Below are 25,296 nucleotides of genomic sequence, written 5' to 3' on the forward strand. Positions count from 1 at the left end.
TATCCGGACTGCTCTGCACGGGGCGCACCGCCCGGATACTGCCTGCCAAGCCAGGGGAGCCGTGGCGCCGCGTGGTGAAAAAGAGGTGATTGTAGAAGCAGCCGCCCCTAACGACCTTTGCGCCGCGAAAATCACTCTTCATTACCTGCGCCAGTAGGCGTCGACGCATGCACAAGCCGGTTACTATTCTTGCTTTCTTATTTATAGTGACAGTATCCCGGGTGCTGGGGCAAACCAGTGGCATTATCTCCATTGATAATGTTAATCTGATTCCTATGACTCAGGAAACGGTGCTGAGCAACCAAAGAGTATTTATAAAAGACGGACGGATTTTAAAAATAGAACCGACCTCGTCTCCTCGGACTTACGAGGTAGCGCAGATCATTGACGGTACCGGTAAGTACCTGATTCCGGGGTTGTCCGAAATGCATTACCACTGGCGTAGCAAAGACATTGAGAGTGACTTAAAGCTGCTGGTAGCCAACGGCATTACGACTGTGCGCAATATGGCCGAATTTGATGGACAAAACCAGGTTGACATCCGGCGTAAAACCGCGTCGGGAGAGCTGCTGGGGCTTAATTATTTTACCAGCGGGCCTTACCTGCAGGCTCGGGATTTGGCATCCAGCGCGCAGGTAAGCAACGTGGTGAAAGCGCATCGGGAAAAGGGGTACAATTTCCTGAAGCTGGCCGACAATCTGCCCAAAGATCTATACCTGACTTTATTAGCCGAAGCCCAGGCTAACCACGTACCGGTAGTGGGACATGCGCAACGAAATCTGCCCCTGGAGTATTCCCTGCGCATGAAGTCCATTGAGCACGTTGAGGAGTTTGTGTATTTATCGGACGACAACAGCAACCCGCTCCTAAAGCAAAGTGCCGCCGACTTACAGGAGGTGGCCCAGCAAATAAAGGCTAGTGGCGTTTACGTTGGCACTACCCTGGTCGTATTTGATTTTATCAACAACTGCCTAGATGATACTAAATTCTCAGCGCTGCAAAAAAGTGAGTTAACCAAATACCTGGTTAGAGAAGAAAGAAAAAACTTTCTTACCGAAAGAAACGACTACCGTAAACTGAAAAACCGGGAATTCGAGGGTGTAAAAGCTCCCGTATTATTTAGTAGCTATTACGCCTGGATGAAGGACTTTACCCGAACAATGGCCAGCAACGGAGTTAATCTGCTAACGGGAAGTGACACGTACGGAATGGTTATCGTTGGTTTCTCTTTGCATAAGGAGTTTGAGCTGCTGCAAGAAGCTGGCCTGAAGCCTTATGATATATTGCTAGCCAGCACCGTTAATCCGGCTAGATATTTAAATACATATCCTCTGGAAGGTACAATTACCGAGGGGAAGAACGCTAACTTCGTTTTGTTAGGTAAGAATCCGCTTACTGATATTAGAAATACAAAATCTATTGCGGGCGTGATGTTAAAAGGCAAATGGTTTGACCAGAAAGCCTTAAAGCAGATGCTGCAAGAAGTTGAAGCCGCTTATAAATAAGGATGCTTCACAACTAAGCCCGGCAAACTCGTTTACGTTGTCGTACAAGTCGTCGGACCATGGGCGGCGCTTACCATTAGGGAATAAAATACTACCTGATATGACTCAGGGGCATCACTTGCCGTAGCTTCTCTTGTTCGTGGGGCTGGGTTGCTGAGCATCCCTTTACCTGATTTAACGATTGGGGGTAGGGGCATTTACCTAAAAGCCCCGATGCTTCGGGCCCTGGGCGAACAGTACACTGTGACTGTAGCACGTTACTAATTCCCCACATCCTTCCAGACTTCTTACCAGGCCCTTTATGGCTACTAAAGTCCCAAAATCCCCGCCGAAGCTTCCGCTGCCCCCACCACCGGCTGGGGCCCTGTTCAAGGCGCGCTTTTTGGGCTACGCCGTGGGCCTGCTGCCTATATTTGGAATGCTGCTGCTGTTTCGGCGGGCGGCACCGCAGTGGGTAGGGTTGCTCCTGAGTACGGCGGGGCTGTATTTCTCGGTGCAGCTGCAGCAGGCGGCCCAAAAACGGTTTCCCTACGACTTCAAGAACCGGGAGGAGTGGCTGGCGCTGGGCGTGTATAGTTTGCTGGTAGTAGTCATCGTCATAGCGGTGTCTTATTGGCAGTAGGAACAAGCGCATGCGCAACCCGTTGAGTAAAGCCCGCGCTGCGGAGCCGAGCGGCCAGTTGTCCGCATCCGTGCTGCCCTGGGTGCAAGTGGCGCCGGGTGCCCCGTATTTCGTCACCGACCAAGGCCAATCGTGGACGCCCATCGGCCAGAACGACGCTGTGACTTGGCCCGACTTTGCGGGCCTGTTCCGGCACCGCGACCTGGCGGCCGTCGACCGGCACTTGGCTTGGCTGGCGGCCCAGGGCGTAACCTGCCTACGCTTTATGCTGGAGTACTGCCAGACGGAAAACCGCTATTTGGAGCGGCCGGCCGGGCATTTTCAACCCAATATGGTCCGGCTCTGGGACAACTTGTTTGCCCTGTGCGCTAAACACGGCCTGCGTTTGCTGCTCACGCCCTACGACACGTTTTGGATGTGGCGGCGCTGGGCGCATCATCCCTATAATCAGGGCCGGGGCGGGCCCTGCCGACGCCGCTCGCAGTGGCTGCTGTGCCCGGCTACGCGGCAGGCCATTAAAAACCGCTTGAGCTTTGCCACTGAGCGGTGGGGTGGGAGCGGAGTGCTGTTTGCCTGGGACTTGTGGAATGAGATTCACCCGGCCCACGCCGGCAATGACACGGCCGTTTTCGCCGAGTTCATCCACGATATCGGCACCCACCTGCGGCGGGAGGAAGTGCGGCTGCACGGGCGTAGTCATCCCCAAACTGTGTCATTGTTCGGGCCCGTACTGGGCCAGCACCCGGGCGTGTCGGAGGTGATATTCCGGCATCCGCAGCTGGATTTTGCCTCTACCCATTTCTACGACAAGGCCACTATCGACAATCCGCGGGACACGGTGACTCCGGCCGTGTGCACGGGGCGGTTGGTGCGCGAGGCTTTAACCCACCTCGACTCCAAGCGCCCGTTTTTCGACTCCGAGCACGGCCCTATTCACCTCTTCAAAGACCGGAAGCGTACCTTGCCCGAGCCGTTCGACGACGAGTATTTCCGCCATATGCAGTGGGCTCACCTGGCTTCGGGTGGGGCGGGAGGGGGCATGCGCTGGCCCAACCGTCACCCGCACGTGCTGACTCACGGCATGCGGGCCGCCCAGCGCAGCCTGGCCGACTTCACGGCGCTCATCAACTGGCCTGAGTTTCGGCGGCGCAACCTCAACGCGGAAATCGTGCTGTCGACGTCGGCCGTAGCGGGCTTTGCCTGCGGCGACAAGGCCCAGGCCGTGGTGTGGCTGCTGCGGCAAGACCGGCGCGACAGGCAGCGGCTGGTTCCCAAAAACGCGCCGGCCGTGGCCGTCCAGGTTCGGGTGCCGGGCCTGGGTCCTGGCCATTACCACGTTACTTGCTGGGATACTCGGGAGGGCCAGGCCGTGGGGCAGTTCACCGCTACTCCAGATGCGGCCGGCTGGCTACAGCTTCCGGTACCGCCGTTCGTAACCGATATTGCCCTAGCCGTAACGCGCATCTGAGCTCACCGCCTGCTTGCGCTGGTTTGGGCGCCGCGAATAGGGAGCTTGCGTATACGGGCCGGATAAACATGAATTACAACAGTAGGTTATGCCTCCTTCTTTCGGTAAAATTCTGGTGTTGGCTGGCCTGGCCCTGATTGTGCTGGGTGCCGTGGTGTGGCTGGGCGGCGGCAGTTTGTTCAGCTGGTTTGGCCGTTTGCCCGGCGACATCCGCGTCGAGCGGCCCGGCTTTCGGTTTTACGCCCCGCTGATATCCATGTTGCTTCTAAGCCTGCTGCTCAGCCTGCTCATGTGGTTGGTGCGACGTCTGGGCAGCTAGCGGGCCCGGCTGGGCAGGCGGTAGCGGGTTTGGAGCGAAAAGCGATACACGTCGGCCAGGTTGGTGACGAAGACGGGCTCAATTTCCCACCGTTGGTGCAGCAGCATTGAAGAGTGGATAAAGCCTAATGTCGTTTTCGACTCGGGATGGGCATTGTCGAGCCCACTCCATTGGCTATTGATTAGAGCCCAGCCGCCCGCCAGCCGGAAGTTTTTCTGCCCAAACCCGGAGCCAATGCCGACGGTACTGGTTCCATCGCCCAAGCCCAGAAGACCGTAGTTGAGGCTGGAATGGAAGTATAAAACCGAAAACTTCCCGATTTCGAATACAAATTGTCCCCGGCTCCGGATTAGTTTACCTGGTTTGTACACCTGGTCATAGGCCACGTCGCCCAGGTGCATTCCCAGTCCCAGGCGTAGGTAGCGCGGGTGTGCCAGCTCCACGTAAGGACTAAAAGCATACAGGCGGGCGTGACCTTGTTCGAAAGGCCGGGTGTTGAAGTCGCCACGCCCATTAACAAGCACAATGGTGTCCTGCAAAGGCTGAAACTGACTACGGCCGAAGCTGGCATTCAGGCCCAGCGTGAGCGTACCGTTGCGTCTCACGGGCAGAGTGCGGGCCACGCCCAGGGAACCGACAGTGTAGCGTTGCCGGTACTTGCTAACCGGGTAAGTGGTGCCGGAGCAGCCATAGTCAGGCGACTCGTAAAACTGCGTAGAGCTGCCCACCGTGCCGCCGACGCTTATGGTGGTGTAGGCTTGCCGGGGCGTGGCGCCGGCAGAATCGGGTGGGGCGGGGACCTGGCTGGTCAGTAGCATGAACAGGGCCGCTAGTCCGGCCCGCAGCGTGAGCTGAGCCCGGCCAGTGAGGGAAGGCAGCAGCAACAAGCCCAGTTCGAGTACTACTACCGGTAAGAGCAACGCTTTTACTACCAGCTGTTCGGGCAAAGCCAGCCACTGCGGGCCCAGAGCGGCCGTGAGGGTTAGCAGTGCTACCGCGCCGGCCAGGGTACGGGCCGGCTGGCTGGCCGGCACCACTTCCGTAGGCATTGTAGCAGCCCGTGGCCGGTGTACGACCCAGGCGCAGTACCCCAGCAGCGCCCCGGCCGCCAGCAGCAAGGCCAGTTGCACAGGCTTCAAACCGTGCCAGCTGCCGGCCCCCACAACGTCGCCGAGCGGGGCCCGCCAGAATTCCAGGCCAAACCGGCCGGCGGCGTACAAACCCAGCATCAGCAGAAAGCGCACCCCCGCCGGCCACGGCCGGTGCCGCGTGCCGAAGAGTACCCCGGCAATACCCAGGCACAGCAGCAGTTGGTAAAGCTGCGCCGGGTGCAGGGCCAGTGAATGCGCGGCCCCCGCGGGCAGCAGGCCCTGGTCGACCTGCAGCAGGAAGGCCAGGGTACCGGGCGCGTAGGCCACAGCCCACGGCAGGTGCTCGGGGGCAGCCGTGCCGAAGCAGCAGCCCGTAAGCAGGCAGCCCACGCCCTGCACGGCCAGCCCGATGATAAAAGGCAGGGCAAAGGCATCGAAGATACCGCGGCCAAACCCGAGCCAGCGCCGCAGCCCAGCCAGGGCCAGCGTAGCGCCCACCAAGCCGCCCAGCACCGAGCGTTGCCCCTGGCTCTGGCTCAGCCCATGCTGCCAGAGATGCTGCCAGTCGGGGCCGGAAAGGGTAATGAGCTTGGTGCCCACAATCAGCAGCAGCGAAGAGCCGGCTACTACCAGCAGCCAGGGCCGCAGCGGATACTGGCGCCGCCAGCCTTCCCAGACCAGCAGTGCCCCCGCCACGGCGAAGCCCAGCAAATAAAACAACGAGTAATAATCGTGCGCCAGCGGTGACGGCAGCAGGATAGTCGAGAGTAAATCAGAGGGCATAAGTAGGAAAGCCAAAGGCGAAAGAAGCAGCGACCAGGCGCTTAGCGGGTGCGGTCGGGCAGGCGGTAGCGGGCCTGAAGCCGAAGCTGGTGCACATTCTCAAAGTTGCTGGCCAGGTGGGGCTCCAGCAGCCAGTTGGGACCAACCCACACCTGGGCCTGCACCACCGGAATAAAGGAAGAGGTAGTGCGGGTCAGCAGGCCCGCATTGACTTCACTGTTGACCATAGCGGCGCCCAGCACCAGCCGCTGCCGCTCATTGCCGAAGCCTGAGCCCAGCCCCAGAATGCCGGTACCATTGCCCAAGCCGAGCATATTGTGGCCGTAGCTAAGGTGGAGATAAAGCCGGGACAGGCTTCCCGCTTCCAGCAATACTTTCGGGCGCGTGCGGCCTAAATCCATGGGGCGGTACACAAAATCGTAGCCGACGTTGCCCAAATCGGCACCCAGCCCGAAGCGGAAGTAGCGGGGTTGGCTGATTTCCAGATAGGGGCTGAAAGCGTAAAGCGGGGAGGTAGTGGCCTCAATGGTAGCTTCCGAAAACCGGGTGTTGCCCACGGCGGCCTGTAGTTCCAGCGTGAGCACACTGTGCTTCAGAATCGGCCAGGTGCGGGCCACGCCAACCGCTGCCATTTGGTAGCGCTGCCGGTACGTGCCCGGCTGGTCTACCGAGGGACGGGCGTAAGAAGAAAAATCGTAGTACTGCCGGGAGGTACCCGCTAAGCCGCCTATAATAAGGGTCGTGGTAGGCTGGCGCGCGGGAGCTGTACGCACCGAGTCAGGCGTAGCAGCCTGGGCCGCGCCGGTAAGTAGCAAGGCCGTTAGCAAGCCCCAGGAAAGTTGGGATAAACGATGCATAATCAGTCGATAGTAGGTAGATGGTAGCAAGCAACGCTGCTTACTGCTGCTAACATAGAGGGTCACCGGCCCCAAGCCTACCGAACTTTAGGAAATAATAGACTATAGTAATTAAGTTTTTTTGGTGATAAGTACCTGTTTTTAAAATAATTATAATGCGTGATTTTGACTTTTGAGCCCAGGAAAAATTCGCACAAAGTGCTCTGATATCAACCCCTGGCCGCCGGTAATTCCTCCGGCTGCGCTGGGCCCGGAGCAGCTGCGCTGCCATACTGCACGATGTTCTCAATCATGCCTTTGAAAATCACGAAGTGAAAGGGCACCAGCGAATACCAGTACAGGCGGCCCGCCAGCCCTTCGGGACGAAAAGCGGCCAGCTGTTCGAGCGTGTGCGAGCCGTCGGGGTTGTCGAGGATGCGGAACTGCAGCCAGGCCTCGCCGGGTAGCTTCATTTCGGCGTACAGCAAGAGGCGGCGCCCGGCGCGGTCGGCCACCAGCACCCGCCAGAAGTCGAGCGGGTCGCCGGGGCGCAGACGCGTCGGGGAGCGGCGGCCCCGGCGCAAGCCCACGCCGCCCACGGCCTTGTCCATCAGCCCCCGGATGCGCCAGAGCCAGTCGACCTTGTACCAGCCCCGCTGCCCGCCGATGCTCCAGACGTTCTGCAGTACTTCCTCCGGGGCACGGGTAAAGCGCAGCGTTTGGCGGTCGGTGAGCATGCCGTGCTGCGGAATCTGGACGAAGTCCATGTAGTTTTTCTCGACAACGCCGCTGCTCACCGCGTCGCTCCAGCTGCTGATTACCTCGTTCTGCTCGATGCGGCTAAAGGCCAGCGCCAGGGCCGCCCGGTAGCTCATGCACTGGTGCGGCAGTACCTGCGTGATGCTGCGTTTAAGCGAGACAATCGTGTCGTTGCGCAGGCTTTCTACCAGGCTCTGGGCCAAAGAAAACGTGGTGCGCGTCACCAGAAACAGCCACCACGACGAAAGCCGCGGCGTGAGTACCGGCACCGTGACGATGTAGCGCCGGTAGCCCCGCTCGGCGGCCAGGCCCAGCAGCATCTGCTTGTAGGTCAGCACGTCGGGCCCGCCGATGTCGAAGGTTTCATCCAGGCAGTCGGGGTGGTCGAGTACGGCCGTGAGGTAGTGCATCACGTCGCGGACACCGATGGGCTGGCAGCGCGAGTTAAGCCAACGCGGGGTAATCATCACCGGCAGCTTCTCAACCAAATCCCGGATAATCTCGAACGAAGCCGAGCCCGAGCCGATGATAATGCTGGCCCGCAGCACCGTCACGGCGGCGTGCTGGGCCTTTCGCAGGTTTTTCTCCACGGCCTTGCGGGAGCGAAGGTGGGCCGACAAATTCCGGTCGTTGGCAATGCCGCTGAGGTAAATTACCTGCCGGGCCGTGGTCTGGTCGAGGTAGTCGGTGAAATGCTGGGCAGAAAGCTGCTCGGCCCGGAAAAAGTCATGGTCGTGCCCGCTCATGGAGTGTACCAGGTAGTAAGCTGCGTCGATGTCGCGGGGCAACTCACGCAGACTTTCGGGCTGCAGCAGGTCGCCGGACGCCACCTGGACCTTGGCCCGCAGCCACTCGGGCAGCTCGAAGCGGCGTGGGTCGCGCACCAGGCATACCACGTCGTGGCCGGCTTCTACCAGCAAGGGCAACAGGCGGCGGCCGATGTAGCCGTTGGCACCAGTGAGCAGGATTTTCATAGGGCGGGGCTAAGAGGGAGCGGGAATACGCTACTACAACCCCGGCCGTCAGCTTTAGTTAACGCTAGCGGCCCCGGCCTTTCCGGCTACCTTTGTAATTCCTGCTTTTCTTCTGTGCCGCGTTATGTCCGCTTTGCTTTCCTCCCGTACCTGGCTTTGGTTGTTTGTTCTGGCGCTAGGTGCGGGGCTGCTGGTGGGGCTAAGTAGCTGGGGCGTGGTAGAAAGCAGTGAGGCCCGCTACGCCGAAATCAGTCGGGAAATGCTGGCCTCCGGTGACTGGCTGCACCCGCGCCTGCTCGGGATCCAGCATTTTCACAAGCCCCCGGTGACGTACTGGCTGACGGCGGCCGGCATTGCCGCCTTTGGTCCCACGCCCATCGGGGTCCGGGTTCCGGCCGTGCTGGCCGTGCTGGCTCAGGTAGTGCTGGTGTTTGGGCTGGGCAAGCTGCTGTTCCGCGGCGATGCGCGCCACGCCCTGGCCGCCGCCATTCTCTATGGCACTTTCCCAGTGGTGCTGATTTCGGCCCTCAACGTTACCACCGACGCCTACCTGATGCTTTGGGAGCTGGCGGCGGCTTACGGCATCTTGCGCTACCTGCACGGGGGCGGTTGGCGGTGGTTTTACTTGTTTTGGGTGAGTCTGGGGTTGGCTTTTCTGACCAAGGGCCCGGTAGGGGCGGTGCTGCCGCTGATGGTGGTGGCCGGTCATTATTTCCGCCAATCCCAGCCCCGGCGGCCCTTCACGATTCACCATCTGCTGGGCCTGGGGCTGCTGCTGGGCATCGGCCTGAGCTGGTACGTGTACCTGGTGGCCGAAAACAAGGCGTTTCTCGACTATTTCCTGTGGAAGCAAACGGCTGAGCGGTTTGCCAACGCCGACGCCTTCAAGCGGGCTAAGCCGTGGTGGTTTTACCTGGCCCTGGTGCCCGTGGGGAGTCTGCCGTGGGTGGTTGCCTTGCTGGTGCAGGGCATCCGGACGCGCTGGGCCGCCCTGCCGCAGCAGTGGCGCAACGTGCTGCTTTTCTGGGTGGTAGTGCCGCTGGTATTTTTCTCTTTGGCCAAATCCAAGCTGCTGCTCTACCTGCTGCCTATTTTCCCTGGTCTGGCCTTGCTCACGGTATACTACCTGGGTCAGCTCACCGACGCCGTGCTTTACCGCTGGTACGTGGTGATGAGCGCCGTGCTGGCCTTGCTGATGGCCGGACTTTGCCTCTTGCCTGCCCTGGCCGGGCCGTTGGGCATTGCCGCCGAAATCAGCCCGCTGACATCCCTGTGGCCCGCGGCCGGCATCGTGGCCCTGGTGCTGCAACAGGTGCTCTGGACCCAGGTGCGGGTCGCTCCCCGGCTGCTGGCCCTCACCGTTATTTTTGCCCTCACGCTGCTGCTCACGGCCAAGCCTATTCTGCACCAAAACCAGCTGGCTGGCGGCAGTATGCGGCCCTTGGCCGAGTGGCTGCGCGCCCATCGACTCGACCAGCGCCCGGTGCTGGTTTACGACGAAATGCTTCCTTCCCTGGCTTTTGAGCTCAACCGCATGCCCATCACCCTGGTCCACGACAACGACGACTTGAAGCGGGAAACGCAGTTTGAAGCCGATTCCAGCTGGCAACAGGTGCTCGTTAACGCCAATGATTCCAGCCGGCAGGTGTACGTGCGGCGGCTACTGCGGGAAAATCCGGTGCTGGTCGTGCGCGGTGAGCTGGAAGATTACCGGGCCTGGATGCTGCCCTACTTTCCCCAACAGGAGCACTTCGGCCCCTGGACGATTTATTACCGGAGCTGGTAGTAGGGCAAATAAAAACGTCATGTCGACCAGCGGGAGACATGACGTTTTTATTTGCAAAGAAAAGCTTATCCCACGTACACTGCGGCGGCTTTTTCGCGCAGGTTGTAGTTCGAGGCCATGACCTCGCCATACGCCCCGGCCGAGCGAATCACGACCAGGTCGCCGCGCTGGGTTTCGGGCATGGCTACTTCCCGCCCGAAGGTATCCGACGACTCGCAGATCGGCCCCACCACGTCGTAGAGCTGCTTGGAACCCTGGCTGCTCACGTTCTGAATCTGGTGGTAGCTGCCGTAGAGGGCCGGCCGGATCAGCTCGGTCATGCCCGCGTCGAGAATGGCAAAGTTGGTTTGCTGGCTGCGCTTGACGTACAGCACCTTGCTTACCAGCGCCCCGCACTGGGCCACGATGGAGCGGCCCAGCTCCACGTGTACCTGCTGACCCGGCCGCCGCACAAGGTGCTGCTCAAACATGCGGAAGTAGGCCTCAAAGTCGGGAATAGCCTGGGTGTCGGGGTTGTGGTAGTCGATGCCCAGGCCGCCGCCCACGTTGAGGTGGGGCAGGTAGTGGCCGCGGCCTTCGAGCCAGGTTTGCAGCTCATTAAGCTTGCGGCTCAACTCCCCAAACACGCTCAGGTTGGTAATCTGAGAGCCAATGTGAGCGTGCAAGCCCACCAATTCCAGGTTGGGCAGGCTGCCGAACTGGTCGATAACGCCGCCCAGGTCGTTGAGGCCAATACCGAACTTGTTAGCTTCCAGGCCGGTGGTAATGTAGTGGTGGGTGTGGGCATCCACGTTGGGGTTGATGCGCAGCGCCACCCGGGCCCGCTGGCCCTGAGCACCGGCCAGCTCGTTGAGCACGGCCAGCTCCTCCACCGACTCGGCATTGAAGCACCAGATGTCGGCGGCCAAAGCCAGGTTTATTTCCGCATCCGACTTGCCTACGCCGGCGAACACAATATCCTGGGGCGCAAAGCCAGTGTCCAGGGCGCGCTGCACTTCGGGGCCGCTCACGCAGTCGGCGCCCAGGCCGTGCTGCCGGATCCGCTCCAGAATCGGGGCGTTGGCATTGGCTTTCAGGGCGTAATGCACGTGAATGGCGCGCGGGCGGGCGGCCTGCTGCACGGCCGTCAGGGTACGGTCTAGCAAGGCCAGGTCGTAAAGGTAAAAAGGCGTCGACCGGGAAGCGGCATCGGCCGGAAGGGCAAAACTCATGTATCAGATATTAAAAAGCCACTGCGGAGCCGGTGATTTTTCACGGCCGGGCCCTGCGTGAAAAACTACTGCGCCACGGCGCGTTGCTGCTGAAACAGACCCTCGTTCAGCGCCTGCAAGGCCCGCTGCTTGTTGCTGGTGTGAATCAGGATGCTGATGTTGTTGGGCGAGCCGCCGTAGGAAATCATGCGCAGCGGAATGTCCTTCAGGGCGTTGAATACCAGCCAGGCTGAGCCGTTGTTTTCCTGAATCAGGTTGCCGACCAGGCACACAATAGTCTGCTGCTCATCCACTTCTACGGTGCCAAAGCTGCGCAGCTCCTCTAGGATTTCGGCCAGGTGAGTGGAGTCGTCGATGGTTAAGGACACCGCTACTTCCGAAGTGGTAATCATGTCGATAGGCGTGCGGTACCGTTCGAAAACCTCGAACACGCTGCGCAAAAAGCCGTGGGCCAGCAGCATCCGACTCGATTTAATCTTGATGGCTACCAGCCCGTCCTTGGCCGCTACCGCCTTGATGGCCTCGTCGCCGGTGCGGGTCGAAATCAGCGTGCCGGGCGCTTCGGGCTGCATCGTGTTGAGCAGGCGCACCGGAATGCCGTGCTTGGCGGCGGGCAAAATGGAGCTAGGGTGCAGAATCTTGGCCCCGAAATACGCCAGCTCGGCGGCCTCATCAAACGACAGTTCCCGAATCGGGTAGGTGCCTTCCACCACCCGCGGGTCGTTGTTGTGCAGCCCGTCGATGTCGGTCCAGATCTGGATTTCCTCGGCGTGGGCGGCGGCCCCAATCAGCGAAGCGGAATAGTCGGAGCCCCCGCGCTTGAGGTTGTCGATATCGCCGTTGGCGTTGCGGCAGATGTAGCCCTGGGTGATAAAGAGCTGCTGGCCGGCGTGCGGGGCCAGGGTTTGGGCCAGGTGGGCTTCGATAAAATCAGCGTCGGGCTCGTCGTTTTTGTCGAGGCGCATGAAGTCCAGCGCGGGCAATAGCACCGCCTCTTCGCCCAGCATGCGGGTGTAGTAGCGGTGAAACAGCAAGGTGCTCAGCAGCTCGCCCTGGGCCAGAATCACCCGCTCGCCGGAGGCCGACAGCGGGTGACGGGTCAGATTGAAGATGGTTTTGAAAGCCGAGTCGAGGTGGGTGATGGCCTCGGCGGCTACTTCCGGCTCGGTGAGCAGCTCCCGGGCCACAATCAGGTAGTGCTGGCGCAGAATCTCGGTCTGGTACGTGGCCGCCGTGGTTTCGCCCTCATACAGCAGCTTGGCAATGTTGACCAGAGCATTGGTCGTGCCGGACATGGCCGACAAAACCACGATGCGGGGCTCGGAGCCCTGAATGAGTGCGGGCAAAGCGCGCATGCGCTCGGCCGAACCGACGGAAGTGCCGCCAAACTTTAAAACTTTCATCAGTGAAAAATGGGGTTAACCAAAAAATGAACGGGGCGGAGAGGCTGGAACAAAACCACCAACAAAAAGCGCCGGTCTGGGGAGGACCGGCGCTTGATGCTTATGGGGAAGGAGCATGAAGAAGTGCGACGGTCAGGTCGAGGGCCGTTTGAAGCATTTCTTCAGCATCATGAAATTAGCGGCCAAGGGTTTGGTCACGACGGTACGGCCAGCCGAAGCCACCGAAAATGTCGAAGAAAAACCGAAACCAGACGTCTGCATGTGCGAAAGGAAGCCCCGGCAACGTGCCAGGGGCGGGAGTTTGCGGCTGCAAGTACGGGCAGGAATTGGAAATTACCAGCATTCGGGCCGCAAAATTTCTTTACCGAGCTTGCAAGTCAATTTCTCATTTCGCTGCTAGCTTTGTTTTAACCGCACTTTGGCCCAACCTAAACCCGGTGCCGGAACTCCCTACATGCTGCTTGGTTCGACGCCCGATTGGAAAAATCCGCAGTACCTACTGGCCGGTAACAGCCGCCAGCAACGTGCTTACGTCGTGCTGCAGGAACTAGGTATCTGGTCGGTGCTGAACGAATTCGACCCGGTGCTGGCCGGTACGGTGCCGTTGGCTATTGATCTGCCGGATAGTGACTTGGATATTATCTGTGAAGTCAGGCCCGAAGCGCAGGGGCAGTTCCGCGCCCTGCTGGAGCAGCACTACGGCCGGCTGCCGGAGTATGCCTTGCGTCAGCATCTGGTAGGCGGCCAGGAGTCCATTGTCTGCGGCTTCCGGGCGGCGGGGGTGGCGGTGGAAGTGTTTGGCCAGAATCTGCCCACGGCGCGGCAAAATGCGGTGCGGCACCTGGTGATTGAGCACGCCATTTTGGCGGCTGGTGGCGAGGCGTGGCGGGTGGCGGTAAAGCAGCTAAAGCAGCAGGGAATAAAGACGGAGCCGGCCTTTGCCCAGCTGTTAGGGCTAACTGGCAATCCGTACGAAGCCCTGCTGGAGGTAGAAAGCTGGTCGGCAGCAGCCTTGCGGGAACGGCTGATGCGTTGCTCTTTACTACCGAACGAGTAACCAAAAACTCACAAAAAAGCCCGAATGCAGGATGCGTCCGGGCTTTTGCAAGGGTTACAGAGCAGGGTCAGGCACGGCAACTTTATCAATCAGCCAGCGCCCGTCGGCTTGCTGCGTCAGGTCGAAGTCCAGGCCTTCCTGCCAGGTTTCGTGCTTGGGTCCGCGGGCCTGCACGTGGGCGTAGGAGCCCTGCCGCCGGGTCATGGTGAAGGTGCCGACCTGCAGGTCGGCTACCTTGGTGTCGGGCTCCTGGGAAAGCATCAGAAAGTCGTAGTCGAAGCCGGCGGGTGGGCCGTCGTTTTGCGGGTGCAGGCGCAAGGTGTCGTCGTAGCGGCGGAAATAGGTGCGCCACCCCGCCAGGTATACTGCCGACACAGTGCCGCTGCTCTGCACCCGGCGCAGCCAGTCCTCGGTATCCGGGAAGTCGACGGTGTAGAACTTGGTGCTGTCTTGCCCGTCGTCATTCAGAATAAAGCCGTTGGACAAATCCTTGTAGTGGGCCGCGTACCAGCTCACGTAGCGCCGGGCCGTTCGAACCGGCCCGGTGGCCGTGTCAGCGGCGGCGGCGCGCGGCGGGGTAGCCGCCGGGGCCGCGGTTTCCGGCGGCTGGGTAGGGCCGTTGCAGCTGAAAACTGCGGTGAGTACCAGCAAAGAAAGAATCTTGCTCATGAAATTGCTCAACCCAGCTTGTCCTTACCGCACGGGCTTGGGAATCACCGGTAGGCTCTCGTGGCCTTCGGCATCTACGGCCACAACTCCGAAAATGTAGTTGTCCTTGCTGTGGGGCAAGTCGGCGGTGGTAGTCGTGACGGGGAAGCGCTGCTGCCACACTGGCGAGGAAGTTTCGCGCATCAATACCACGTAGCCAGCCGGCTTTTCACCCACCTTGGGCGCGTCCCACTTCAGCTCGGTACGGTTGGTGAGCTTGGCCGTGAGCACGCCCACATTTTCGGGGGCACTGGGAGCCAGGGCTAGGCTGGCCATGGTAGCCAAGTTGACGCCGGTGTTTTTGCGCAGGTACTCGTAATCGACAAACTCGGGCAGGTCGCCGTACTGGATGCCGTTTTCTGTGCGCAAATCCTGATGCTGGTGGTTGAAGTTCTCGTTGACCTCCGTGTAGCGCACCGCTGCAAAGCCCTGCTGGTTGAAGGGCGTATGGTCGCCGCCACGTAGGAAACGGTCGGGGCGGTACTCCAGCAGCACGCCAAAGTCGGGCACGTACTGCTCGCAGGCGGTTTTGCTGTAGCGGGCCAGCTGCCGGCTCGGCGCGTCGTTTTCACTGCTCAGGGTGCGGCGCAGCTTGGCCTCGTCGCTGGTTTCGGTGGCGGGCACTCCTTCGCTGAAGATGCGGATGTGCTTGTTGTCGGAAATCTCCGGGTCGTAGCCTTTCGAGTTGCCTACGATGTCGTTGTTGAGCATGCCCACCAGGTTCCAGTTTTCCTTTTTGGCCCGCTTGGCCAAGTGGGTCGAGCCGTAAAGGCCCTGCTCTTCGCCCTGCACGGCCACGAAAATTAGAGTGCAGGGAAACTGCTTCTGCGACATGACGCGGGCCATTTCCATAACCAGGGCCACGCCTGAGGCGTCGTCGTTGGCGCCGGGCGCGTCGGCCGTGGCGTTCATGACGTCCGTCACGCGGGAGTCGAGGTGGCCGCTGACGATGAACACACGAGTATCGGTGGGGTCGGTGCCGGGCAGGGTGGCCATGACATTGGCCATGATGACGGGCTTGTCGATGCGGCGGCCGTCGGGCTTCACCAGGAAGGTATCCTGCTCCACTTTGAGGCGGCCTCCGCTGGCCTTGCTGTACTTGCGAAACTCACTTTCAACCCAGTTGCGGGCCGCCCCGATGCCGCGCTTCTTGCTTTTGGTGTCGCTCAGGGTGTGGCGGGTGCCGAAGGAAACCATCTTACGGATGTCTTCTTCCAGGTTTTTAGCCGAAATGGCTTCCACCATCTGCTTGATGGCTGGGTCGGGCGCCGGCGTCGGCGCAGAACTGGTTTGGGCAGAAACGAAGGCAGGAGTAAGGCTGGCGGCCAGCAAGAGCGCGAAACGTAGATTCATGGAGCGGAAAGGCAAAAGCAGAACAGGGCGAAATAGCCGCGGTGGAAATTCAGTACGAAAAGTACGGCCCTGGTGCTTAAAAACGGCCGGGAGCCGAAAACTTACACCACAGACACCAAGGCGCTGGCCGCGTTGCCTCCGAAGCCCGCCGCATTAATCAGCACCCGCCGGATGGGCCGGGAAGGGGTCGGTGTGAGGTCGGTGGCGAAGGACGGGGCCGGCCAGACCTGGGTAGTGAGAATGTGGCAGGCAAAGTCCAGGCTAAGGGCCGCCGAGGCACCCAGTGTATGCCCAAGGCACCACTTGTTGGATACCAGGTCAGGAAGATTCTGGCCGAATACGGCCCGCAAGGCTTGCCGCTCGGCCGCGTCGCCGGCGGGAGTGCCGGGGCTGTGCAACACCACGGCGTCTACCGTTTCGGCCGCTACGTTGGCTTGGCGCAGGGCCTCGCGCATGGCAGTTTGGAAGTGCTGACCGTCGGGGGAAAGCCCGGTTTTGCTGCCAATGGCTTCGAAGCCAAAGCCCACGCCTTCCAGACAGAAAACGGGCGCATGGGGTTGACCAGCCCGTTCCGCAGCCAGAGCGGACCGGCAGATTTTTTCCAGCGCAAATACCGCTGCGCCCTCGCCCAGCACGAAGGTGGATGGGCGGCCGGCACCGGGCCGGCAGGGAAACTCGGCGGCGGCGAAGGGGGAATAAATGCCCAGGGCCTGCATCTGAGCCAGGGTAAAGTCGGTGAGAGGAGCCTCGGTGCCGCCGGCCAGAAACCGCTCGGCCATACCGGCCCGCAGCCAGGCTACGGCGTTGCCCAGGGCCTGAAAGGCGCTGCTGCAGGTGCTGGAATGGCTTAGGGCGCCGCCGCTGGTCGTGCCCGCGTCGTAGGCTACCCAACTGGCGACGTTGCCCAGCGTAGTGAGGGGTGAAGCAGCAGCGGCCACGGCACCCCCGCTCAGAAATTCCTCGTGAAACTGCTCCAGGCGGCCCGTGGCCCCGCGGGAGGACCCGATGCTGACCGAGAGGGTAGGTGCTGGTGGTTGGTTGTCAGCTGTCAGGGAAGAAGCCGGGCTGCCGGGCTGCGGTAGCCAGCCAGCTTCGGCCGTGGCTTGGCGGGCAGCCAGCAGGGCCAGCAGCACGGTGCGGTCGAGCTGGCGGTAGGGAGCGTCGTGGCGGCGTAGGTGCTGCAGGGCATCCTCCACGGCGGGTGGCACACTGCCCACGGCCACTAGGCGGTCTTGCAGCTCCCGGGTTTGGAACGGTGATTCCAGCGGCTCGGGGTTGGGTAGAGCCGTGCCCAGAGCCGACACCCGGCCCCGACCGCGAATGATAATCAGGGAATCGGAAGGGGCGCTAGTCATGTAGGATTTCGGGCAGATTGGGAGCAGGCGTAAAGTCGAGGACCAGCTCGCGCATCCGACGCAGCACGGTGTAGAGCAACTCCAGCTCGGCGTCGGTGGTGCAGTAGGGCGGCAGCAGGTAGACCACGTTGCCCAGGGGGCGTAGCACGACGTGGTGGTCGAGGGCCAGCTGGTAGAAGGCGTCGCGCAGGCGGCTGAAGTAGCTCGTACCCTCGCCCGGGTCGTACTCCACGGCCAGAATGGTGCCCCGGTGCCGCACCGCCCGAATACCCGGCTGGCCCTCGATTTCGTGGCAAAAAGCGGCGTGGGCCCGGGCAATGCGCTGGCGCTGCTCGGTGCAGAGCTCGGCCCGGGTCAGCTCCAAACTAGCCAGAGCGGCGGCGCAGGCTACGGGGTTGGCGGTGTAAGAATGGCCGTGGAAGAGGGCGCGCATCTTGTCCTGGCTCAGGAATGCCTCGTAAATGGGCGCCGAGCACGTCGTCAGGCCCATGGCCAGGGTGCCCCCGGTGAGGCCCTTGGAAAAGCACATGATGTCGGGCTGCTCGCTGAGCAGCTCGGAGGCAAACAGCGGCCCGGTGCGCCCAAAGCCCGTCATGACTTCATCCGAAATAGCCAATATGCCATGCTGGTGGCAGCGGCGCAGCATTTCGCTCAGGATTTCGGGCTCATACATCACCATGCCAGCCGTGCCCAGCACCAGGGGCTCGAAGATGAAGCCGGCCACGTCGGGGCGCTGCAGCAGGGCGTCGAGCTGGGCCAGGGTTTTGGCTTCGTGGCCGGGCACGGGCACGTCGAGGAATTCAACATCGAAGAGCAGGGGCCAAAAGGGCTGAGTGAAGGCCCCGCGGCTGCTCACGGCCATGGCCCCAAAGGTGTCGCCGTGGTAGGAGTTCTGGAAGCAGAGAAAGGTGCGGCGCTCGGGCTGGCCCAGGTTGTGGAAGTATTGCAGCACCATTTTCAGGGCCACTTCCACGGCCGTCGAGCCATTGTCGGAGTAGAATACCCGGGCCTGGTTGGTGGGCAGTAGGGTCAGCAGCTGCTCGGCCAGCTCGACGGCCGCAGGGTGGGTGAAGCCAGCAAACAGCACGTGCTCCAGGGTGCGGAGCTGCTCGCCCACGCGGGCCGCAATGTGCGGATGCGCATGCCCGTGCAGGTTGACCCACCAGGAAGAAATACCGTCGAGGTAGCGGGTACCGTCTTCGGCTATCAGCCAGCTGGCTTCGCCCTGCACAATCGGAATGGGCAGGGGCGCGGTCTGCATCTGGGTGTAAGGGTGCCAGAGCACGGCGTGGTCTCGTTCGGCTAGACTCATATTTGATGGGCTGATGTGCTAAGGTGGGTAATGCACTAATTGGCTGGCCTTACGAGGCGCAGCGCAAAGCAATCCGTCCGCTGAAATGTGCGTTGCTCTCTTTGGTGACAAGCCCTGTTACTACTGGCGAAAAGGGCTTTGTGGGGTCAGAATGGGTCGTGCTGCGCCCAGGACGGGTTGATGCCGCTTGCTGCGCGGAATGGCCGCGCAAGGAAACTAGAGGCCAAACCACTGGCGGAATTCGGCGGCGTAGCGACTGACCGTTTCGGCTGAAACCACGCTTTCGGTTCGCAGACGGGGCATAACGGGCACGCCGGTGTGCTGGGCAATAAAGTCCTCGGTGGCTGGGGTGGGCTCCCCGTTGAAGAGCAGACCGCGCACCCGGATGCCGCGCTGCCGCAGGGCTTCCAGGGTGAGCAGGGTGTGGTTAATGCTGCCCAGGTAGTTGCGCGACACGACGACGACCTCCAAGCCGAGCTGCTGAATTACATCAACCAGCAGCAGGCCGGAAGCCAGGGGCACGAGCAGACCGCCGGCTCCTTCCACGACCAGGTGATTATCGGTACGCGGCAGCTGGAAGGCCGCTGCCCGAATCGTTACCTGCTCGGCCGCCGCCGCCGCGTGGGGCGAGGCGGGCAGGTGCAACCGGTAGGTTTCGGGGTGGAAAACCGAGTTGGGGTTACGCACCAGGCTGCGGACCGTGGCCGTGTCGGTAGTCGGTTCGAGGCCGGCCTGCACGGGTTTCCAGTAGTCGGCCTGCAGGGCTTCGGTGAGAATGGCCGCCGCTACGGTTTTGCCCACATCGGTGCCAATACCGGTGACAAACAGCCGCTGGGATAGGGTAGGAAAAGAACTCATACAATCAGGAAATACCGGCTGACGGGCCGCTTGTTTAGGCCCGGAAGCCATAATCTTCAGCTCGGCCCTACCTGCATCAGGCACTGCGCCAGGGCATCCAACTCGGCCTCAGTGTTGTAGCTGTGCAAAATCAGGCGCAGCCGCTCAGTGCCGCTGGGTACGGTGGGCGCCACGATGGGCCGTAAATCGAAGCCCGCCTGCTGCACGGCCACGGCTACGGCTCGCACCCGCTCGGGGCCGGCTTCGGAGAGAAAAAGGGGGTGAATGACGTGGCTGTGGGCCCCGACGCGCACGCCGGGCACGGCGTCCAGCTTGGCTTTGAGCAGGTTGGATAAGTGAAACAGCTGTTGCCGCTCAGCCTGCAGGGTTGGGAGCAGGTCGTAGGCGGCTTGCAGCGTGGCAATGGACAACGGAGCCAGGGCCGTGGTAAACATGAAGGGCCGGCTGGTATTGAGCAGAAAGTCGCGCAGCACCTCGGGGCCCACCACCGCCGCCCCCTGGCTGCCCAGGGCTTTGCCAAAAGTGACAATGCGGGCAAAAACCTGGTTTTCGAGGCCCAACTCCGCCACTAAGCCTTCCCCGTTGGGCCCGTAGATTCCGTTGGTATGCGCCTCATCGACGACCAAATGCAAGCTGCGCGCCGTGCAGAAAGCTGCCAGCTCCGGCAGCGGGGCCTGGTCGCCGTCCATGGAGTACAGAGCTTCTACAGCTACGAAAACTTCGCCCGTGGCGCGGTTCAGGCGCTTTTCCAGGTCGGCCAGGTCGTTGTGGCGGAAGCTGTAGCTGCTGGCAAAGCTGCTCCGGATACCGTCCTTGACCGAGGCGTGACTGGCCGAGTCGTAGAGAATCGTGTCGCCGCGCTGGGGCACGGCCTGGAAAAAGCCCAGGTTGGCCGAGTAGCCCGAGTTGAACAGCAACGCCGCCTCGGCCCGGTGGAAGCGGGCCAACTGGATTTCCAGCGCCTCCGTAGCGGCCGAGTTGCCGGTGAGCAGGCGGCTGCCGGTACTGCCGGCCAGTCGGCTTTCGTTCGCCAGCATCTGGCGCAGGGCCGCGTGCAAGGCGCCGGAACGGGCCAGACCCAGGTAGTCGTTGGAGCTAAAGTCGACGCGGCCGGGCGGGGCTACCGTGAGCTGCCGCCGAGTGCCTTCAGCCGCCCGCTGGGCCAGATGCTGGGCCAGGCGCGTGAGCAGGGGCGAAGCAGAAGCAGCCATCAATGGGAAACCTTGATGCTAAACTGAAAACCGGTCGGCTGACAGCCATACCGTGCCGTCCTGCCCAAAAGTGCGGCCCGTAATGACGACCCACTCAAAGTCGACCTCAACCCGGTCGCCCACGGCGGGCAGCACCCCGTGGCGTTGCACCACCAGGTTTACGGCCGATCCAATCTGGTCTTCCAGCTCGGTAATCAGGTCCTGGGCCTTGATGGAGCCATGCTGCTCCCGCAGGGCTTCGGCGTAGGCATGGTCAAGGTTTAGGTCGAATTGGATGTTCATTGGGGAAAGGGCTGAAGTAAAAAGGCGACAGTGCGTCGAGGCGAAATGACTGGCTTCGGTATAGCGTCGGTGCAGCCGAAGGTTCTTTATTGCTTCGTTGTATTAAAACAGACCATCATTTCGACTAGCGGGAGACATCCTGCGTGCTGACGTTGGCAGAGTAACCTGATTACTACTGCACGCGAGATGTCTCCCGCTAGTCAAAATGATGGTCCAATGATTACGCCAGCTGCTTGCCCAGCACGGTAGCCCCTTCGGGCACATCCTTGAAGGCTTTGCGGGGCTTGAGGCCCAGCAGGTCGAACATCTGGCGGTCGGCGTCGAAGTCGGGGTTGGGCGTGGTCAGCAGCTTTTCACCCGAGAAGATGGAGTTGGCACCGGCCAAAAAGCACAGGGCCTGCTCGCTCACCGGCATTTCCTGGCGGCCGGCCGAAAGGCGCACCATCGTGCCGGGCATCAGGATGCGGGCTGTGGCAATCATGCGCAGCATTTCCCACACGCTCACGCGGGGCTGCTCGGCCAGGGGCGTGCCTTCCACCGGCACCAGGGCATTCACCGGCACGCTTTCGGGGTGAGCGGGCAGCGTAGCCAGGGTGTGGAGCATGGCAATTCGGTCCTCGTCGGTTTCGCCCAGGCCAATGATGCCGCCGGAGCACACCGAAATGCCGGCTTTGCGCACGTGCTCCAGGGTGTTGAGCCGGTCGTCGTAGGTGCGGGTCGTAATGATTTCGGAGTAGTGCTCGGCGCTGGTATCCAGGTTGTGATTGTAGGCGTAGAGGCCGGCCTGCTTGAGGCGCTCGGCCTGGTACTCATTGAGCATGCCTAGGGTGCAGCACACCTCCAGGCCCAGCTCGTTTACCTGCTCCACCATGCCTAGCACCCGGTCGAAGTCACGATTGTCGCGGATTTCGCGCCAGGCGGCGCCCATGCAGAAGCGGGTCGAGCCCGAATTCTTGGCGCGCTGGGCAGCGGCTAGTACCTCGGCGTCGGGCAGCAGTTTGTGAGCTTGCACGCCGGTGTGGTAGCGGGCCGCCTGAGGGCAGTAGGCGCAGTCTTCAGGGCAGCCGCCGGTCTTGACGCTGAGCAGGGTGCAGACCTGCACTTCGCCGGTGGCCTGGTGCTGCTGGTGTACCGCTGCGGCCTGGGTCACAAGTTCCAGAACGGGTTGATAATAAATAGCTTTTACTTCGTCGAGGGTCCAGTCGGTACGGAGCATGGCGGGAAAGTTCGGTTGGATGGGGAGAGAAAGGCGGGCCCGAATGGGCAGTGGTAAGCCGGTGAAAAGTGGCGCTTGGGGCCGCAAGTTACGCGAGAAGCCGATTATCCGCGCCGCGACGGGCCCAGCGCCGCAAAATCCCGCCGTTTTGCCCGCCCGCTGATTTCCGTTCAGCTAGGGAAGACTACTGTTCAGCCAGTAAAACCGCGCCCTTCGTCCAATGGCTGCCTTCCGGGGCCCGCTCCGGCAGTAGGTTTGATCTTTCTGATCTACAGTTCTCCTCACCGAATGCAACAAATTTATCCCGTTCTGCTGGCGGCCGCCCTGCTGCCCGCCACACCCGCTACGGCCACCCCAACCGGGGGCGAAACGCCGCACCGCCCTGCAACTACCAAAGCGACGGCCAAGCGCAAGTCCGCCGCTCCCAAACCCCTCACCAACGCACCCGACCCGGCCGAAGCTACCGTGGGGGGCGTGGTGCTCACCAACACCGGCGAACCGCTGCCCGGCGCCACCATCTTTATCAAGGGCACCTTCATTGGCACCAGCACCGACCAGCTCGGCAAGTTTAGCCTGAACGCTACCTTCGACAACGGCCCGGTGGAGCTGCTGGTGGCCTACGTAGGCTACGAAAGCCAGCTGATTAAGCTCGCCAAGGGCGACAACCTGCTGAGCGTCGTAATGGCGCCCAGCGCCACGCTGCTGCTGAATGAAACCGTAGTATCGGCCTCGCGAGTGGAAGAAAACATCCTGCGCGCCCCCGTGACCATCGACAAGGTTACGAGCCGGCAGATTGAGCGGCTCAGCACGCCGGAGGTGCTGGCCGGGCTGGGGCAGCTGCCCGGAGTAGACGTGAACTCGGCCTCGATGCTGTTTACCAGCGTCAGCACCCGCGGCTTCAACACGGCCAAGAGTGAACGTGTCATCCAGCTGGTGGACTACATGGACACGGCCCTGCCGAGCCTGAACCTGAGCCCGGGCAACCTGGTGGGTATACCCGAGCTGGACATGGAAAGCATCGAGCTCATCCACGGCCCGGCCTCGGCGTTGTACGGGGCCAATGCCTTGAGCGGGGTGGTCTTGTTCAACAGCAAGGACCCGTTTGTCTACGAGGGGCTGAGCGTGCGCCTGCGCGGCGGGCAGCGCCGCCTGCTCGACGGGCAAGTGCGCTACGCCCACAAGCTGGGCGACAAGTGGGCCCTGAAGCTCAACGCCAGTGCCTTCCAGGCCAACGACTGGATTGCCGACAACCGCGCGGCGGCCAGCTTCTCGACCAACGCGGCCGACTCCCCCCTGGGCTACGATGCCGTCAGCAGCTACGGCGAGCTGAGCAACCTGTATTCGCCTTTCCAGAACCGGCCAGCCACCGGCACCACGCCGGCCTACAAGGTTAACTCTGAACTCTACGGCAAGACGGTGTACATGCCCGGCTTCACGGAGCAGGAACTCATTGGCCCCGACCAGAAAACCAAGTCCTACCGGGTACAGGGCGCGTTGTCGTACCTGATTAAGGATGACCTGAAGCTGACCCTGGAAGCCAAGCGTGGCGAAGGAACTTCTACCTATCAGAACCAGAGCCGCTTCCGCATCAAGGGCCTGGGCACGAACCAGTACCGGGCCGAGCTGAAAAGCGCCAAGGGCTTTATCCGGGCCTATTCCACCGAGGACTTCACCGGCAACAGCTACGAGCTTACCCAGCTCAGCGGCCTGCTGCAGAATTCGCCGACCACGGAAGGAGGCACCACGCGCTATAGCCAGTTGTATTTCTACACCTTCAACCAGGCCTACACCCAGGCGCGGGAGGTGAATAAGCTCAGCGTGGCGGATGCCCAGATTGCCGCCAAGGCCGCGGCGGATGCTATCCAGCTCAAGTCCTCGGACCCGCGCTTCACGCAGCTGCGCAACCAGATTATTGCCGACGACCAGCCGGGCCGCGGCGCCCAGCAGAACTTCAACTCGTTTCTGAACGACATCAGCGCCCAGCGTAGCTTCCGCATATCGGATGCCGGTACTGACCTGATTGTGGGCGGGGCATACCGCGAATACCGCCTGGGCTCGGGCGGCAAGTTGTTCTCGGACACCGACGGGCAGCGCATCCGCAACTACGAGTACGGGGCCTATTCCCAGCTGACCCAGACGCTGTTGCAGGACCACCTCAAGCTGGCTTTAGCGGCCCGCGTCGATATGTTCAAGAACTTTGACCCGTCGTTTTCGCCCCGCGCTTCGGCCGTGTATTCCTTCGGGGAAGACAAGAAGCATAACTTCCGCGCTTCGTACGGGCAGGCCTTCCGTAGCCCTTCTCAAACCGACCAGTACCTGAACTCCGACGTGCGGACCTTTATCCTGCTGGGCAACCTGAACGGCTTCGAGGGCTACAACTTCACTGATGCCAACGGTAAGTCGTACACCCCCGGCACCTCGCTGTCCGGCTACGAGTTGAGTGTGCACAAGCTCAAGCTGGAAAAGGTCAGTACTTATGAGGTAGGCTACAAAGGCGCTATTATCCCGAATGTGTACGTGGATGCCAGCTACTTCCGCTCGCGCTACAACGACTTTATCGGGGGCATGGCCTTCCTGGGCAACGTGGATGGCACCCGTCCTACTTCGGCCCAGGTAAATGCCGGTCTGGCTTCCAACTTCACCGACGCCAGCGCTTCACCGACCCGCATCATCTTTGCCGCGCACAACAACAGCCAGGAAGTCCGGACGCAGGGGGCCACGCTGGGCATCACCTACTACCTGCACAAAGGGCTGAACATTGGCGGCAACTACTCGCTCAACGTGCTGGACCGCAGCAACCTGCCCGCCAATTTCCGCACGTACTTCAACACGCCCAAGCACAAGTACAACCTCAACGTGGGCGGCACCGTGCTGCACAACCTGAGCTACTCTGTGAATTACCGCTGGGTACAAGGCCACGACCAGGAACTGCCCTTCGCCCGCGGCTTCGTGCGCACCTATAGCTCCACCGATGCCTACCTGGGCTACACCCTGCCCAAACTGGCTACTACGCTGCAAGCCGGGGTGTCGAACCTCTTCGACACGAATAACACCCAGATCATCGGCGGTCCGCAGATTGGGCGCCTGGCCTACCTGGGCCTGCTCGTGAACGTGAAGTAAGACTCCCTCGACCCGCTGCTCGTTTAATAAAAAAGGCCCCGCCGATACCGGCGGGGCCTTTTTTATG

The 25,296-nt window shown here is 61.4% G+C and carries 20 protein-coding genes; 7 read left to right on the top strand and 13 right to left on the bottom strand.

What is annotated here, in order from left to right; translation table 11 throughout:
- Positions 1-167 precede the first annotated feature (167 nt).
- The 4 genes from MUN80_RS13775 to MUN80_RS13790 all read left to right on the top strand — a co-directional run bounded on the left by MUN80_RS13775 (position 168) and on the right by MUN80_RS13790 (position 3,914).
- The gene (locus MUN80_RS13775) at positions 168-1,505 is read left to right on the top strand and encodes an amidohydrolase family protein (protein WP_244713755.1); all 1,338 of its coding nucleotides are present in this window, start codon (positions 168-170) and stop codon (positions 1,503-1,505) included.
- A 301-nt stretch (positions 1,506-1,806) separates the two neighbouring features.
- Positions 1,807-2,127 carry a hypothetical protein gene (locus MUN80_RS13780; RefSeq protein WP_244713757.1) on the top strand — a complete coding sequence of 107 codons (321 nt, stop codon included), beginning with the start codon at positions 1,807-1,809 and terminating at the stop codon, positions 2,125-2,127.
- 10 nt (positions 2,128-2,137) lie between these two features.
- Positions 2,138-3,595 carry a glycoside hydrolase 5 family protein gene (locus tag MUN80_RS13785; RefSeq protein ID WP_244713759.1) on the top strand — a complete coding sequence of 486 codons (1,458 nt, stop codon included), beginning with the start codon at positions 2,138-2,140 and terminating at the stop codon, positions 3,593-3,595.
- Positions 3,596-3,683: 88 nt separating this feature from the next.
- Positions 3,684-3,914, top strand: coding sequence for a DUF2905 domain-containing protein (locus MUN80_RS13790; RefSeq protein ID WP_244713761.1), 231 nt, complete (start codon positions 3,684-3,686; stop codon positions 3,912-3,914).
- Here MUN80_RS13790 and MUN80_RS13795 read toward each other — a convergent pair.
- From MUN80_RS13795 to MUN80_RS13805, 3 genes are all read right to left on the bottom strand, one after another.
- Positions 3,911-5,788: a prolipoprotein diacylglyceryl transferase gene (locus tag MUN80_RS13795; protein ID WP_244713763.1), complete on the bottom strand. Its 1,878-nt coding sequence runs from the start codon at positions 5,786-5,788 to the stop codon at positions 3,911-3,913. The two genes, MUN80_RS13790 and MUN80_RS13795, sit on opposite strands and share 4 nt — an antisense overlap.
- A 41-nt stretch (positions 5,789-5,829) precedes the next feature.
- Complete coding sequence (locus tag MUN80_RS13800; RefSeq protein ID WP_244713765.1) at positions 5,830-6,645, bottom strand: hypothetical protein; 816 nt, start codon at positions 6,643-6,645, stop codon at positions 5,830-5,832.
- A gap of 209 nt (positions 6,646-6,854) precedes the next feature.
- The gene (locus MUN80_RS13805) at positions 6,855-8,357 is read right to left on the bottom strand and encodes an SDR family oxidoreductase (RefSeq protein WP_244713768.1); all 1,503 of its coding nucleotides are present in this window, start codon (positions 8,355-8,357) and stop codon (positions 6,855-6,857) included.
- Between the two features lie 124 nt (positions 8,358-8,481).
- Here MUN80_RS13805 and MUN80_RS13810 point away from each other — a divergent pair, with 124 nt between their 5' ends.
- Positions 8,482-10,143, top strand: coding sequence for a glycosyltransferase family 39 protein (locus MUN80_RS13810; protein WP_244713770.1), 1,662 nt, complete (start codon positions 8,482-8,484; stop codon positions 10,141-10,143).
- Between the two features lie 65 nt (positions 10,144-10,208).
- Here MUN80_RS13810 and lysA read toward each other — a convergent pair whose 3' ends face one another.
- Positions 10,209-11,354 carry a diaminopimelate decarboxylase gene (gene lysA, locus MUN80_RS13815; protein ID WP_244713773.1) on the bottom strand — a complete coding sequence of 382 codons (1,146 nt, stop codon included), beginning with the start codon at positions 11,352-11,354 and terminating at the stop codon, positions 10,209-10,211.
- 65 nt (positions 11,355-11,419) lie between these two features.
- Positions 11,420-12,757, bottom strand: a complete 1,338-nt coding sequence (locus MUN80_RS13820; RefSeq protein ID WP_244713775.1) for an aspartate kinase — start codon at positions 12,755-12,757, stop codon at positions 11,420-11,422.
- A 418-nt stretch (positions 12,758-13,175) separates the two neighbouring features.
- Here MUN80_RS13820 and MUN80_RS13825 point away from each other — a divergent pair, with 418 nt between their 5' ends.
- Complete coding sequence (locus MUN80_RS13825; protein ID WP_244713777.1) at positions 13,176-13,814, top strand: DUF4269 domain-containing protein; 639 nt, start codon at positions 13,176-13,178, stop codon at positions 13,812-13,814.
- Positions 13,815-13,868: 54 nt separating this feature from the next.
- Here the strand turns inward: MUN80_RS13825 and MUN80_RS13830 are convergent, their stop codons facing one another.
- The 8 genes from MUN80_RS13830 to bioB form a co-directional block, all read right to left on the bottom strand.
- Positions 13,869-14,483 (bottom strand): hypothetical protein, encoded by a 615-nt coding sequence (locus MUN80_RS13830; RefSeq protein ID WP_244713779.1) that lies wholly within the window; start codon positions 14,481-14,483, stop codon positions 13,869-13,871.
- A gap of 24 nt (positions 14,484-14,507) precedes the next feature.
- Positions 14,508-15,875: a M28 family metallopeptidase gene (locus MUN80_RS13835; RefSeq protein WP_244713781.1), complete on the bottom strand. Its 1,368-nt coding sequence runs from the start codon at positions 15,873-15,875 to the stop codon at positions 14,508-14,510.
- 101 nt (positions 15,876-15,976) lie between these two features.
- Positions 15,977-17,230 (bottom strand): beta-ketoacyl synthase N-terminal-like domain-containing protein, encoded by a 1,254-nt coding sequence (locus tag MUN80_RS13840; RefSeq protein ID WP_244713783.1) that lies wholly within the window; start codon positions 17,228-17,230, stop codon positions 15,977-15,979.
- Positions 17,223-18,542 carry an adenosylmethionine--8-amino-7-oxononanoate transaminase gene (gene bioA / locus MUN80_RS13845; protein WP_244713785.1) on the bottom strand — a complete coding sequence of 440 codons (1,320 nt, stop codon included), beginning with the start codon at positions 18,540-18,542 and terminating at the stop codon, positions 17,223-17,225. Before bioA ends, MUN80_RS13840 begins: the two co-directional genes overlap by 8 nt.
- A gap of 216 nt (positions 18,543-18,758) precedes the next feature.
- On the bottom strand, positions 18,759-19,400 hold the full coding sequence (gene bioD / locus MUN80_RS13850; protein ID WP_244713787.1) for a dethiobiotin synthase: 642 nt from the start codon (positions 19,398-19,400) through the stop codon (positions 18,759-18,761).
- A 56-nt stretch (positions 19,401-19,456) separates the two neighbouring features.
- The gene (locus MUN80_RS13855; protein ID WP_244713790.1) at positions 19,457-20,611 is read right to left on the bottom strand and encodes an aminotransferase class I/II-fold pyridoxal phosphate-dependent enzyme; all 1,155 of its coding nucleotides are present in this window, start codon (positions 20,609-20,611) and stop codon (positions 19,457-19,459) included.
- 18 nt (positions 20,612-20,629) lie between these two features.
- Positions 20,630-20,893 carry a hypothetical protein gene (locus MUN80_RS13860; RefSeq protein ID WP_244713792.1) on the bottom strand — a complete coding sequence of 88 codons (264 nt, stop codon included), beginning with the start codon at positions 20,891-20,893 and terminating at the stop codon, positions 20,630-20,632.
- A 220-nt stretch (positions 20,894-21,113) separates the two neighbouring features.
- On the bottom strand, positions 21,114-22,109 hold the full coding sequence (gene bioB, locus MUN80_RS13865; RefSeq protein WP_244713795.1) for a biotin synthase BioB: 996 nt from the start codon (positions 22,107-22,109) through the stop codon (positions 21,114-21,116).
- 288 nt (positions 22,110-22,397) lie between these two features.
- On the opposite strand from bioB, the gene MUN80_RS13870 reads away from it, so the two are divergent.
- Positions 22,398-25,229: a TonB-dependent receptor gene (locus MUN80_RS13870; RefSeq protein ID WP_244713798.1), complete on the top strand. Its 2,832-nt coding sequence runs from the start codon at positions 22,398-22,400 to the stop codon at positions 25,227-25,229.
- Positions 25,230-25,296: the final 67 nt, after the last annotated feature.

The sequence above is a fragment of the Hymenobacter cellulosivorans genome (assembly GCF_022919135.1).
GTDB lineage: Bacteria > Bacteroidota > Bacteroidia > Cytophagales > Hymenobacteraceae > Hymenobacter > Hymenobacter cellulosivorans.